Here is a 13889-nt window from a genome sequence, read left to right on the forward strand (position 1 = left end):
AATCAAAAAAAAGCCATTGGGATTAAACCAATGGCTTTTTTTTGGATCAATCAATTCATTTGTAACCTGAAATAAATTAAGCTTGAGCAGGGAAACAAGTTGTTTTACTATTACGAATTAGCCACCAGGCGACGGTGATAGTTAATCTGTCCTAAATGATAATTCAAGTGACCATACAGGTGTAGCAAAAAATTCTGATAGGTTATTTTTTGAGGAAAGGGTTGGATTGGAAAGTCTTTATTTAAGTCCCAGTCTTCAATTTTTTCTAGTGAAACCTTTAGCCATTGGCTGCTTTCCTCAATCCATTTATAGATTTCTTCCCTCTTCACTGGGGTGCCTGAAAACTCAAATTCCCGGTCCCTGACATAGTCAAACTCACCTATTTCCTTTCCGATAAAGGCTCGAAGATTCCCACATAAATGAACGGCTAGTGTACCACCTGAATTTGCTATCTGGCCTTCTATACGCCACAGATCCTCCTCATTTTCATAAGCTTCCAGTTCAGCCTTTAGTTTCTGCAGGTCTCTTTGGAAAAGGTAATTCAAATCTTTAAGCATGGTTTCTAAAGGTTATTTCTTATCCACTACATTCTTACGTTGTCCAAACTTACTATTCGATTTTTTGGACTCTTCCTTATTCTGCCCAGTTGAAGCTGATGGACTTTGCTGTGAAGGTTTTGGCTGTTGTTGACTTTTTTCGGAATGCCTATGTTTCTGCCCGGACTGGTTTTTCCCGCTTTTGTTTCTGTGTGGAAAACGCTTATCTCCATTTCTAGACTTGCTGCCATTTCCACCTTTCTTCGAATAATTCTTGTTATCAGAATATTTCTTTTTGCCACTTTCGCCATAAACATATTCAGGGCCTTTTTCAAAACCCTCAGGCAATGGAATTTGAGTGATTTCCATACCAATTAAATCCTGAATTCGATCGAACTTCTGGCGGTCTTTAGGATTCACAAAGGTTAGGGCCTCCCCTTCCATGTCGGCTCTGGCTGTCCTTCCAACCCGGTGCACATAATCTTCAGGGTCCCCAGGTGTATCATAGTTGATGACTAATTCTATCCCGACTACGTCGATTCCTCTGGAAATAATATCCGTTCCGACCAGGATTTTCACTTTCTTATTTTTAAAGGCTGACATGATCTTTTCACGATCGATTTGCTCCAAATCTGAGTGGAAGGCTTCCACATCAAACTTCTTTTTCAGTACCCGAAAGAGTGATTTGACCTTATCCTTCGTAGAAGCAAAAATGATTACAGCCTCATAGTCTTTTTTAGACAACACATGCTTCACCAAGTCTTCCTTCTGTGTATCGTAGACCGAATACATTCCCTGGGTTACCCCTTTGGCTGTTTTGCCTATGGCAATAGAAATCTCTTCAGGATTCCTAAGAATCTTAAGGCTAAACTGTCTGATTTTAGGAGGCATGGTAGCCGAGAAAAGTACGGTTTGCCTATCTTTTGGAAGGTAATTGACGATTTTTAAAATATCGTCCGAAAAACCCATATCCATCATCCGGTCCGCTTCATCCAGGACTAAATGCTGGAGACTGGAAAGATCCATTTTGCCTCCGGCCAAAAGTGCAATGAGTCTACCCGGAGTGGCTACGATAATTTCCGCACCGGTTTCCAGCGCACGTTTTTGCTGCTCCCAGACTAAACCGTCACCACCACCATAAACCGGAATGGAACTGATTCCGAGGAAATATGCAAAACCTTGAATCTGCTGATCTATTTGCAAAGCAAGCTCACGAGTGGGAGCCAGAATCAGCGTATTCAGCTTTCCGGCTGGAGATTGAGAAATCTTATTAAGAATGGGCAAAATAAAAGCCGCTGTTTTGCCTGTCCCTGTTTGAGCACAGGCGATCAAATCTTTATTTGAGAGAATGGCAGGAATTGCTTTTTCCTGAATGGGTGTGGGTTCAGTAAAACCCATGGCATCTAGTCCCTCCTGAAGGGTGGGATCAAAATTAAATGTAGAGAAATCCAAGTGATGGTATTTTATGTTTTGAAAGAACTTGTATTTGTTCCTTTCGGTAAGTTTTCCCTAAATATCGCATAAAGAAACCAATTGCCCATAATTTGAGTAATATGAACGTGAATGAAGATTATTTGCATGCTTAATCTCAATCTGGCTATATTACATTAGTAACTCAAAAGGATTTATGTCCATCACCCAACTACTCAAAACCAACTTTCTATTCACTGTTCTTTTTCTGCTGTTCACCACATTCATGGCAGAAGCCCAGACCTATTCTCTCAAAGGAAGAATTCTCGATGTGGATTCCAAAGATTTCATTCGTGGTGCGACCGTCACTCTTAGAGGAACTGCCGCCGGAGTTAAATCAAACCCCGCAGGATACTTTGAACTTGAGGATTTAATCGCCGATAGATATGTGCTCACCATTCGGGCTGAAGGGTATAACTTCTATGAACAAGTAGTCAATCTGGATGAAGACCTGGACCTGGAAGAAGTTTACCTAATTAAAATCGGAGCTGAAGGAACAGGTGCTGCCATTCAGAAAACCATTCGAACCAATAGTGCTGCGAGATTGCTCATGGAGCGTCCAAATTTCATAGGTGGAAATATGGTATATGGTATTCCTCCTGAGCCTAAAAAACTGGTAGGAGATGCTTACATAGATAAAAAATGGAATAATGCCACCATTTTGCTTTACAGGGATCAGGAGCTTCTCGAAGGATTCAGGGCCAGATACAATGTGATCTCAAATATGTTTGAGCTGATGGAGCCGGAAAACAATCTGGTTTCAATCATGCCTGGATTGAGGATTCAGAATATTGTCTGGTTGGACTCAACTTATAAGGTCCCAAGATACTTTGTGAATGGGATGGATTTTAAAGAAGATGGCGCGCCTATCTCCGGTTTCTTTGAGGTGCTGGTCGATGGGGAGCTCCCTCTTATGCGCCGAACAAAAGTCATTCTCAAAGAATCCAATTATAATCAAGCACTCATGGTGGGAGAGCGAAATGATCAGCTCCTCAAGCGAAATGTTTACTATTACCTAAAGGAAAAAGACGTAATCGAAGTACCTAAGAAACGAAAGAAATTTTACGAGCTATTTGGAGAGGATGCTGAAATGATGGAGGAGTTTGTAAATAACAATAGCCTTAGCCACCGAGAACCAAATGATCTATTTGAAATATTCACTTTTTATAATTCCCAGTTTCCGGGTTTTGTACCCATCATTACCCAACTGGTAGACGAAAATTAACCTGAAAATGAAAAAAATTCTACTGATCCTGTTTTCCTTTTTGGCGAGCCAAAGTTTTGCGCAGCTACCCAATCAAGCTCCTGGCTCCACACCCACTGAAAAACCCATTCTCCATGGTAAGGATTGGGTGGCAATTACAGGAAAGCCACTTGCCGCCACGGCAGGCTCTCATATATTTCAACAAGGTGGAAATGCAGTCGATGCTGCCTGTGCTATGCTTGCGGCCACTGCCACCATGTGGGATGTACTTTCATGGGGAGGAGAAACTCAGGCACTGATTTACCATCCTGAGGAAAAGCGCGTGATCGCAATTAATGCCCTTGGATATGCTCCTACGGGAGCTACCGTGGATTTTTATAAGTCTGAAGGAATGGAGTACCCTCCAGCTTATGGGCCTTTGGCAGCGACTACACCCGGTACACCAGGAGGCCTTATGACCATGCTGGCCGAATATGGAACCATGAGCCTTGCAGAGGTTCTCGCTCCCGCAATGGATCTCGCAAAGGGCTATCCAATCGAGGCTCAAACCGCGGACAACATAGAAAGAGGGAAAGAAAGGATTAAGCAGTGGCCCTATTCGAAAGATTTATTTTTAACTCACTTGGGTAAGGATCGGGAAGCTCCATACCCTGGTGAAATTTTCGTTCAGGAAGACTTGTACAAGACCTTATTGAAGCTGGTGGAGACAGAGAGAGAAGCTTTGGCCGCAGGCCAAAGTAGAGAAGAAGCCATCTATGCGGCTAATGATCGATTTTATCGAGGGGACATAGCCAAGGAAATCGTTCGTGGAGCAAGAGAGCAAGGTGGACTTTTCACAGAGGATGATCTGGCAAACTGGACGGTAAAGATCGAGGAGCCTCTGATGGTAAATTATCGGGGAATAGATGTGTATAAGCTCCAGGAATGGACTCAGGGGCCGGCTTTGCTTCAGGCACTTAATATTCTTGAGAACTTTGATCTCAAGTCCATGGGTTATAATTCCAGCAGGTATATCCACACAGTGTATCAGGCGATGAGTATGGCTTTTGCAGATCGGGACTTTTACTACTCAGACCCTGCATTCGATCCAGTATCTCCAATGAAAGGTCTACTCTCCAAAGAATACGCAAAAGCACGAGCGGCTGAAATCAATCCTGATTTGAATGATCCAAATATAAAAGCCGGAGATCCCTACCCTTTTCAAAATGGTGAAAATCCTTTTTTAGAGATATTAAATGCACAGGATGAAACCTTGGCAATCAAAATTTCAGAAACTCCGCTATCAGGACCGGAAGATCCTTATTTAGAAGAATTTCTTAGCGGAACCACATCTATCCAAGCCGCTGATAAGGACGGTTGGGTGGTATCTGTGACACCTAGTGGGGGTTGGATTCCTGCCGTGATAGCCGGAAATACAGGTGTAGGCATGAGTCAGCGTATGCAAAGTTTCGTGCTGGACGAAAATCTAAACCCATATAATCTTGTGGAGCCAGGCAAAAGACCAAGAGTCACCCTCACTCCCAGCCTTGCCCTGAAGGATGGAATGCCATTCCTTTCTTTTGCAGTTCAGGGTGGTGATTCTCAGGATCAGAATCTTTTGCAGATGTTTTTGAATGTGGTAGAGTTTGGAATGAATGTGCAGGAAGCAGTGGAAGCCGCCAACTTCAACAGCCTTCAGCTGCAAAGCTCTTTTGGGGATCATGCTATCAAACCCGGAAACCTAATTCTTCGGGAAGATACTTCTCCCTGGGTAAGAAATGAACTGGCTAAAATGGGCTACACCATGGACTTTTGGAACAGAACTTCCGGACCCATCAATGGAATCTGGTTTGACTGGGAAAATGGTACCCTCTGGGGTGGTAGTTCAAATTATGGAGATGATTACGGGATAGCCTGGTAAACGAAATTTATAACACCTTTTGAAATTTCTGTGAAGCCAAAATCTATTTAACATGGAAAGCAAAACTTTGAGTCTGCGATCTTTAGCATTGATTGCTGGGGTGAGCTATTTGATTATTTTTTTTGCTGCAATTTTTGCCAATTTCATGGCTTTGGAATCCTTAACCCAGTCCCCTCTGGAAACCATACAGAACCATGACATGCTCGTTCGATTTGGGGTGATTGCTTTTTTGATAACCGTTGTTTTTGATGTAGTAGTTGCATGGGCTTTAAAAGAATTTTATAAAAGTCATTATTTGACTTTACCGAGCACCTATTTTAGGATGATGCATGCGGCCATTATGGGTGTTGCTATTTTTGCCCTTCCACTTGCACTAAAAGCGAATACGGAAAATGACATTTTTCATTATGTTGATTTATTCAATACGATTTGGTTAATAGGTCTTTTCTTCTTTGGAATACATCTCATCTTACTGAGCAAAATAGCCGATACTCCTAAGTTTATTAGGGTATTTCTCGCAATCGCGGGAATCATGTATATCCTGGACACAGTGGCTCATTTTACACTTTCCAATTATTCCGAATATGCTTCTGTTTTCCTGGCCTTAGTGGCCATACCAAGTATTTTTGGCGAAATGGCTTTTACGGTCTGGCTTTTGGTTAAGGGCGGAAAAATGAGGAAATCTGTATAAGGTTGATTAAAGGGGTAAAACCCTTTCTCATTTCAATTCTGATGTAGTATTTTGTTTGCTGAGATGCCAGAGTTTCTGTCCTCACCACCCTCGCCATGGTTTGTGTCTTTACAAACCATTATTCATTCAATCACGGAGCAAGGAACTCCCAATTGTGTAAAAATCATTCTGTTTCAATGACATTTATCATTCTTGGAAAAAGTAGTATGGAATTTTCTATATTGAAATATCTAAACCTATGAATATGAAAAGCTTCAAATACACCATTTTAATGGTTTCAGTCTTGATTTTTTCTTCTTGCAATACAGAAACCAAAGAGGATACCGCTGAAAACATGAGCCAAGGCGAAAGTGGTTCGAGAGTATCTCAACAGCCAAACCCACTTAAGGATGCTTATTTCGGAAATTTACATATCCACACCTCCTGGTCATTTGACGGGTTTACAAATGGCAGTGTAACCCAACCAGATGATGCTTATAGATGGGCCCAAGGGGAAGCCATCCCTGGTGGAGGCGGTGGAGGTGACCTTCAAATTAAAGTGCCGTTAGATTGGTATGCAGTCTCGGATCATGCTGAGTGGATGGGAATGTTTAATATGATGGCAGACACCACCACGGCTATTGGAAAGTTAGATTTTGCCAAAAGAGTAACTTCAGATGATCAGGCAGTTGCCTTTCAGGCTTTTGCCGATTTTCTCTATGATTTTAGTACAGGTGGAGAATTATCCAAAGAACCACTTTTTTCTGATCCTACCATCATGAAGTCTGTTTGGAAAGAAATCGTTGCTTCTGCTGATAAATTTTACCAGCCAGGAGAATTCACCACCTTCCCGGCATTTGAATGGTCTTCAAATCCGAATACCAGAAACTTACATAGAGTGGTAGTATTCCAAGATTCTGAAAATATCCCTGAAATGGCTTTTTCCAGCCAAGATTCTGAAAAGCCGGAGGATTTATGGGCATGGATGGAAGTGAGCCGAGCGAATGGTGCCACCCTATTGGCTATTCCTCATAATGGAAATGCGAGCGATGGTTTGATGTTTTCAATGGTAGATTCAGAAGGGAACCCTCTCACCAAAGAGTACAGTGAAACCAGAATGAGAAATGAACCACTTTATGAAATAAGTCAAATTAAAGGTTCTTCAGATACTCATCCGGATTTATCCCCAAATGATGAATTTGCAGATTTTGAATTATGGGATTACACCTTGGCGGCTACAGCCGATCGACCTACCAATAGAAAAGGTAGTTATCTGCGTAAAGCATTATTGGATGGAATAAAAAGTGAAAATGAAGGAAAAGGGAATCCCTTCAAATATGGGATCATAGGAGATTCTGACTCTCATAATGCTGCGGCGGCCGTTGAAGAAGACAACTACACAGGAAAATTTGCTATTGAAAATGATCCTGAACATCGATTGAATGGGGTTCCGGGGATGGCTGATAAAAACAATCTTCAGCTGAGAGAATTTGGCTCTGGAGGATTAGCTGGAGTATGGGCAGAAGAGAATACCAGAGAGTCAATTTTTGCTGCCATGATGCGCAAAGAAACCTTTGGCACCTCTGGAACTCGATTAAAAGTGCGATTCTTCGGCAGTTTCTCCTACGAAGAGGAGCTTATCAATAAAGAAGACTGGCTTACAGATGCCTATGCTACCGGAGTGCCAATGGGTAGTGATTTACAAGGGTCGGGAGACTCTCCTACTTTTATCATCCATGCCATCAAGGAAGCTGATGGTGCCAATCTGGATAGGGTTCAGATCATTAAAGGATGGGTAGATGAATCGGGTAATGCGCAGGAGAAAATCTTTAATGTGGCCCTGTCTGATGGTAGAGTGCCTGATGCTCAGGGAAATGTACCTCCTGTAGGAAATACGGTGGATTTGGCCACGGCAAAATATGAAAACTCCATTGGGGATACCGAGTTCCTGACTACCTGGACTGATCCTGAATTTGATCCCAGCCAAAATGCATTTTATTATGTCCGGGTCTTGGAGATTCCTACTCCAAGATGGTCCACTTATGATGCCGTAAGAACAGGATTACCTCTTAGACAGGACGTTCCATCTACCATTCAGGAAAGAGCTTGGTCAAGCCCGATTTGGTATAAGCCTAATTAATCTCATTTTTTATTTTTAATTTCTGAGCAAAACTTTTTGAATGTCATGAAAGCAAAACACTTTCTATTCCTTTTTCCATTGATTCTGTTGGGTTGTAAAAATGATTCAAATTCACTCAACCAATCGGAAAGTTCTGATGCTGAAACGCAGACCATAGTTTCCGGACAGCCAGAGACAGCAAAAGATATAGACTATTCACCTCATGTTGGTGAGGACTATCCTACTCAAGCCTTTTTTGGTGACACGCATTTGCATACCAGCTATTCGTCCGATGCCGGAATGTTCGGAAACACGCTTGGCCCGGCCGACGCCTATCGTTTTGCATTGGGGGAAGAAGTGATAAGCAGTAGCGGAATTCGTGCTCAACTCCGTCGACCATTGGACTTCCTGGTCATTTCAGACCACGCTGAAAACCTCGGTTTGGCACCAGCCATAAATTCCTCAAATCCAGACCTCCTGGCAACTGAATTTGGTGCCATGCTCCACGGCCTTGTTAAGAATGGTGGTGAGGAGGGTGCTATGCAGGCCTTTGATTTATTGATGGTAGAACTCGGTAAAAACGTAAACCCACTTCCTGAGCTTTCCGGTTTAGTACAGAGCATGTGGAACGAACTTACAGATGCAGCCGAACAGTTCAATCGACCTGGCCACTTTACGGCCTTAATTGGCTACGAATGGGGGCCAGGGCCCGAGGGTGCGAACCTGCACCGCAATGTTATATTTCGCGGCGACAAGGAAAAAGCCGATCAGATTATACCCTACTCGGCCTTTGATAGTGAAGATCCAGAAGATCTTTGGGAATGGATGGCGAATTATGAAAAGCTCACCGGGGACAGAGTGCTGGCTATTCCTCATGGTGGGAATCTATCCAATGGCTTGATGTTCGATGATGTAACCCAAACAGACAAAAAGCCCATAGACCGCGACTATGCCGAACGGCGCATGCGTTGGGAGCCCCTTTACGAAGTGACCCAGATGAAGGGTGATGCGGAAGCGCATCCACTTTTTTCGACGAATGACGAGTTTGCAGATTATGGTAACTGGGATAGGGGAAGTTTTGGCCCTATACAAAAAACACCTGATATGCTACCAAAGGAATATGCGCGACCGGCTCTGAAAAGAGGTTTGGCGTATGAAGCTAAACTCGGGGTAAACCCGTTTAAATTTGGTCTTATTGGATCATCAGACGCACATACCTCCCTGGCAACTACTGATGAGGATAATTTTTTTGGCAAGGTCGTTATACTAGAACCATCAGCAAATCCCATTCGCTTTGAAGAGGTTGTTGCAGGCAGACCTGGTCCACCAGCAGCCAGAATGTATTCACGTGAGACCCTCGCTTCTGGATTGGCTGGGGTCTGGGCACGAGAAAATACCCGAGAAGCGCTCTGGGATGCGATGTCTCGAAAAGAGGTTTTTGCTACCACGGGTACGCGTATGAAGGTAAGAGTATTTGGGGGTTTCGATTTTGTTAAAGATGATCTTTATCGTTCTAACTATGTAAAATACGGTTATGAAAAGGGTGTTCCTATGGGAGGCGACCTGGTACAAGCCCCTGCGGGCAAAGCTCCAAGCTTTCTAATCGTAGCAACACGAGATCCTGATGGCGCAAACCTTGACAGAGTCCAAATTATAAAAGGGTGGCTGGATGCGTCTGGTGAAACCCAGGAACGAATTTACGATGTCGCTGTGTCTGGTGGACGTAAAATTGGCAGTAACGGACGGGCCACCGAACCCGTTGGGAATACCGTCAATGTGGAAGACGCTAGTTATACGAATTCTATCGGAGCTCCAGTTTTAGAAGGGTACTGGACAGACCCAGACTTCGATCCGAGTTTAAGGGCGTTTTATTACATCCGGGCCTTAGAAATCCCCACTCCGAATTGGACCACATACGACGCCAAAGTATTTGGAATAGAACTTCCGGAAGATGTAGAACCTTATCAGCAAGAACGCGCCTACAGTTCTCCTATTTGGTACAGTCCAAATTAAATTTACACTACTACCTAAAATGGACATAATAATCCCGAATAATAAGTTTTTTCTAACTTTAATGAGTATAACCATCTAACTGGATTATCCATGAGAGCTTTTCTCTATGTCTTTTTAACTGTCATCTTATTTGGATGTCAACAGGACAAGCAAAAAACCAACGATAAGGCAACTTCAGAAGCCTCGGGACAAGCTTCAGGAACTCAAGGTATGGAAAGCACGGGTAATGCCACCAATGTTTATTGGGGGGACACGCACCTGCATACCAACTTATCCCTAGACGCAGCACTTGGTGGAAACACTCTGGGTCTGGATGAAGCCTACATGTTTGCCAAAGGAGAACAGGTAACTTCCTCTACAGGTCTTTCCGCTAAATTAAGCAGACCGCTGGATTTTCTGGTGGCGGCAGACCATTCCGATGGGATGGGCTTGTTTCAATCCATTGAGGCAGGTGAAGAATGGATCATGAATACGGCACAGGGAAAGCGGTGGAACAGCATGATAAAAAGTGGTGAGGGGGCCGAGGCTTCAGTAGAATTAATCAAGGCCTTTTCTCAAAAAACGATGGATATGGAGCCAAATGACCCTGAACTTCAGAAATCGGTATGGTCGATGACGGTAGAAGCTGCCGAGCGCCACAACAATCCCGGTACATTCACCGCTTTTATCGGTTATGAATGGACCTCTCTTATTGATGGTAATAATATGCACCGTGTCGTGATTTACCGTGATAATAAGGATAAAACGATCAATTATCTCCCCGCCGTCACCTATGATGTTCAGGACCCTGAGTCGCTTTGGAAACACTTAAGCGCTTATCAGGAGCAAACAGGCGGTAAGGTTCTGGCTATTCCGCATAATGGTAATTTGAGCAATGGGCTCATGTTTGCAGAAACAAGAATTAATGGAGAGCCTTTGGATGAGTCCTATGCAAAAGAACGTAGTAAATGGGAACCCCTGTTGGAAGTCTCGCAGACAAAAGGAGATGGTGAATCGCATCCTTTTTTATCTCCAAATGATGAATTTGCCGATTTTGAAACTTGGGACTTTGGGAATTTGGATTTTAGTGCCGTAAAGACCAAAGACATGTTGGAACACGAATATGCCCGTTCTGCACTGAAACTAGGTCTTAAATTTAAAAACGAACTGGGTACCAACCCTTTTAAATTTGGGCTTGTTGGAAGTACCGATTCACACACCTCTCTATCGACTGCAGATGATAATAATTTCTATGGCAAAACTCCACATGCTGAAGGAGGTGCGGATCGCTGGAAAAAACCGTTTATGGCATCCGATAAGGGCACCATATACGACTGGCAATCTGTTGCTTCTGGTTATGCCGCAGTTTGGGCAAGGGAAAATACAAGAGAAGCCCTATGGGATGCCATGAAACGCAAAGAAACCTATGCCACCACCGGAACAAGAATGACAGTAAGGTTTTTCGGCAGCTTTGATTATAACCAGGACGATTTAGATAATTTGGTTGATAAAGGCTATGAAAAAGGAGTTCCTATGGGTGGAGATATCTCTAATGCCGATGGGAAAAGCCCAAGTTTCATGATACATGCGGTTATGGATCCAGAAGGTGGAAGCTTAGACCGTGTTCAGGTAGTAAAAGGATGGGCCAATGCCGATGGAACGCTGGGAGAACAAGTGTACGATGTTGATTGGAGCGGAGATCGAAAAATTGGCAGTAATGGCAAATTGCCAGCCGTACCCAATACGGTTGATTTAGAAGACGGTTCCTGGGACAATGCTACAGGGGCTACAGAATTAAAAACCTTTTGGACAGATCCTGACTTTGATCCTGCTATGGAAGCTTTCTATTATGTGAGGGTACTGGAAATCCCGACCCCGAGATGGACACTTTATGACCAACTGAAGTACAATATTAAAATGGATGATGAGGTGCCCTTGACCACTCAGGAAAGGGCCTACACCTCACCGATCTGGTACAGTCCAAATTAAAACATTGATAACTACAAATTAAAAACTCTCATTTTTTGAGGGCTTTTTCAATAACTCTAATGAAGCAACTACTAAAAGAACCCCTACTCCATTTTATTGGTTTGGGATTATTGATTTTTATAGTGTACGGCCTCGTTGCTAAGGACGAAACTGATGAAAACACCATTGTTTTTGATTCCTATGATTTAAATAGCCTTCTAAGCAAATGGGAATTACAATGGAAACGTCCACCTACCGAAGAAGAGCTGAAAGGCATTCTTGAGACAAACATTAAACAGGAATTGTTTTATCAGGAGGCTTTAAAGATGAATCTGGACCACAACGATGAGATCATCAAAAGAAGGCTTTCTCAAAAAATGGAATTCCTAAGTAATGATCTGGTGAGTATGCAACCGCCTACGGACGAGGAATTAACCGCGTATTATTCGCTGAAAATGAATAATTATTTAACGAATTATAAGTACACATTACATTATGTAAATTATTCATTTGATAAAAATAAACAACCTTTTCAGGTCGCTTCCAAAGCGTTGAGCCAAGCAAATAAAGACCAATTAGCCTCACTTAGGGGTGCTGGTGACCCCTTGCCTTTTCCCAACTATTTTGAGAATAGTGACGAGTTGAGCATAAGAAAAACGCTTGGTAGTTCTTTTACCGACACATTAAGAGTAATAGACACAAATGTCTGGACAGGGCCAATACAGTCTGGATTTGGATTCCACTTGGTATACATCACTGATCGAAAGCAGCCAGCACCAATACCTTTAGAACAGATTAAAGAACGTGTATTGAATGACTACAACTATGATCGACAACTCAAGCTGGATTCTGCTTTGTATAATGAGATAAAAAAACAATACTCGTTTGAGTTGGATCTCAATGAGGAAGAATTTGATCCCGAGATCATTGAACTTGTAGAATCTACATTAAAAGGCACCTGAGAATGAAAACACTCAGATTATTTTTGCTCTTCGTTCTTCTGGGACTAAACCTCAAAGTATGCGCACATGAGATCAGGCCAGCTTACTTGCAACTTGTGCAGATCGACGAAACCAGCTTTGAAATATATTGGAAAGTACCAATGTTAGGCGATTTGGTCCCAAAGATCAATCCGGTATTCCCTTCAGGTTTTCAGCTAGAAAGCCTCAATCTTCCAAATCGAACAGCCGGATCAGTTATTTACAGCTATCGCTTAACTTCAGATAAGACCTTAGCTGGGCAGCAGCTTTATATTGATGGCTTAAATAAAACACTTATTGATGCCCTACTTACAATCACTTACCTCAACGGGGAAACAGTCAGTGTGCTGCTGCAACCGGATAAAGATACCATCATTATTCCGGGGGAATCCAAGCTCATTGATATTATTCAAACCTACACCATACTCGGCATTGAACATATTCTTTTGGGAATAGATCACCTGCTTTTTGTTCTGGCACTTATTCTTATTGTCAAGGGCAATTGGAAGATAATCAAGACTGTCACTGCCTTTACTCTAGCTCATAGCATCACTTTAAGTGCAGCAGCTTTAGGTTTGGTTTTTATTCCAGGGCCTCCTGTAGAAGCTGTGATCGCCTTGAGCATTGTATTTCTTGCTTTAGAAATAGTCGCAAATCAAAATGGAAAAGAGACCCTAACCAGCAAACAGCCCTGGATCGTAGCATTTACGTTTGGCTTACTTCATGGATTTGGCTTCGCTGGAGCATTAAGTGATATAGGACTCCCCCAGCAAAATATCCCTTGGGCTTTAGGGTTTTTCAATGTCGGGGTTGAGCTGGGTCAGATTCTTTTTATCCTTGTGGTATTGGGTATATTAAGGATCTTGGCAATCTATAAAAATTGGTCACCTAAGTTAAAGTTGGTCCCTCCTTATCTAATAGGATCCATCGCTTGTTTCTGGCTGGTAGAGCGGATTTTATCCTTTTTTAATTAGCAGGTGTATTTGTAGCTATCAGAAATCTAATTCCCTGATTTTGGTCGTATTTTAACTATATCCAGTAGTTCGGAGT

At 42.7% G+C, this 13889-nt stretch carries 10 protein-coding genes; 8 read left to right on the top strand and 2 right to left on the bottom strand.

The window, feature by feature from the left end; translation table 11 throughout:
- Nucleotides 1-110: 110 nt before the first annotated feature.
- Both QVH07_RS10195 and QVH07_RS10200 read right to left on the bottom strand, forming a co-directional pair.
- Nucleotides 111-557, bottom strand: coding sequence for a DUF1572 family protein (locus tag QVH07_RS10195; RefSeq protein ID WP_290000119.1), 447 nt, complete (start codon nt 555-557; stop codon nt 111-113).
- Nucleotides 558-569: 12 nt separating this feature from the next.
- Nucleotides 570-1988, bottom strand: coding sequence for a DEAD/DEAH box helicase (locus QVH07_RS10200; RefSeq protein ID WP_290000120.1), 1419 nt, complete (start codon nt 1986-1988; stop codon nt 570-572).
- Between the two features lie 175 nt (nt 1989-2163).
- On the opposite strand from QVH07_RS10200, the gene QVH07_RS10205 reads away from it, so the two are divergent.
- The 8 genes from QVH07_RS10205 to QVH07_RS10240 all read left to right on the top strand — a co-directional run bounded on the left by QVH07_RS10205 (nt 2164) and on the right by QVH07_RS10240 (nt 13813).
- Nucleotides 2164-3231: a carboxypeptidase-like regulatory domain-containing protein gene (locus tag QVH07_RS10205; protein ID WP_290000121.1), complete on the top strand. Its 1068-nt coding sequence runs from the start codon at nt 2164-2166 to the stop codon at nt 3229-3231.
- A 7-nt stretch (nt 3232-3238) separates the two neighbouring features.
- A complete protein-coding gene (locus QVH07_RS10210; RefSeq protein WP_290000122.1) occupies nt 3239-5110 on the top strand; it encodes a gamma-glutamyltransferase family protein in 1872 nt (623 codons plus the stop codon).
- A 52-nt stretch (nt 5111-5162) separates the two neighbouring features.
- The gene (locus QVH07_RS10215) at nt 5163-5801 is read left to right on the top strand and encodes a DUF4386 domain-containing protein (RefSeq protein WP_290000123.1); all 639 of its coding nucleotides are present in this window, start codon (nt 5163-5165) and stop codon (nt 5799-5801) included.
- Nucleotides 5802-6045: 244 nt separating this feature from the next.
- Complete coding sequence (locus QVH07_RS10220) at nt 6046-7920, top strand: DUF3604 domain-containing protein (protein WP_290000124.1); 1875 nt, start codon at nt 6046-6048, stop codon at nt 7918-7920.
- Nucleotides 7921-7965: 45 nt separating this feature from the next.
- Nucleotides 7966-9912 (top strand): DUF3604 domain-containing protein, encoded by a 1947-nt coding sequence (locus QVH07_RS10225; RefSeq protein WP_290000125.1) that lies wholly within the window; start codon nt 7966-7968, stop codon nt 9910-9912.
- A 90-nt stretch (nt 9913-10002) separates the two neighbouring features.
- Entirely contained in the window at nt 10003-11880 is a 1878-nt protein-coding gene (locus QVH07_RS10230; protein WP_290000127.1) for a DUF3604 domain-containing protein, read from the top strand.
- A 59-nt stretch (nt 11881-11939) separates the two neighbouring features.
- The gene (locus tag QVH07_RS10235) at nt 11940-12821 is read left to right on the top strand and encodes a peptidyl-prolyl cis-trans isomerase (RefSeq protein WP_290000129.1); all 882 of its coding nucleotides are present in this window, start codon (nt 11940-11942) and stop codon (nt 12819-12821) included.
- 2 nt (nt 12822-12823) lie between these two features.
- Complete coding sequence (locus QVH07_RS10240; protein WP_290000131.1) at nt 12824-13813, top strand: HupE/UreJ family protein; 990 nt, start codon at nt 12824-12826, stop codon at nt 13811-13813.
- Nucleotides 13814-13889 lie beyond the last annotated feature (76 nt).

The sequence above is a fragment of the Algoriphagus sediminis genome (genome assembly GCF_030403435.1).
Classification (GTDB): Bacteria; Bacteroidota; Bacteroidia; order Cytophagales; family Cyclobacteriaceae; genus Algoriphagus; species Algoriphagus sediminis.

Coding starts and splice junctions, on each gene's coding strand:
- QVH07_RS10225 (WP_290000125.1), top strand. CDS start 7,966: ATGAAAGCAAAACACTTTCTATTCCTTTTTCCATTGATTCTGTTGGGT.
- QVH07_RS10230 (WP_290000127.1), top strand. CDS start 10,003: ATGAGAGCTTTTCTCTATGTCTTTTTAACTGTCATCTTATTTGGATGT.
- QVH07_RS10235 (WP_290000129.1), top strand. CDS start 11,940: ATGAAGCAACTACTAAAAGAACCCCTACTCCATTTTATTGGTTTGGGA.
- QVH07_RS10220 (WP_290000124.1), top strand. CDS start 6,046: ATGAAAAGCTTCAAATACACCATTTTAATGGTTTCAGTCTTGATTTTT.
- QVH07_RS10215 (WP_290000123.1), top strand. CDS start 5,163: ATGGAAAGCAAAACTTTGAGTCTGCGATCTTTAGCATTGATTGCTGGG.
- QVH07_RS10210 (WP_290000122.1), top strand. CDS start 3,239: ATGAAAAAAATTCTACTGATCCTGTTTTCCTTTTTGGCGAGCCAAAGT.
- QVH07_RS10240 (WP_290000131.1), top strand. CDS start 12,824: ATGAAAACACTCAGATTATTTTTGCTCTTCGTTCTTCTGGGACTAAAC.
- QVH07_RS10195 (WP_290000119.1), bottom strand. CDS start 557: ATGCTTAAAGATTTGAATTACCTTTTCCAAAGAGACCTGCAGAAACTA.
- QVH07_RS10205 (WP_290000121.1), top strand. CDS start 2,164: ATGTCCATCACCCAACTACTCAAAACCAACTTTCTATTCACTGTTCTT.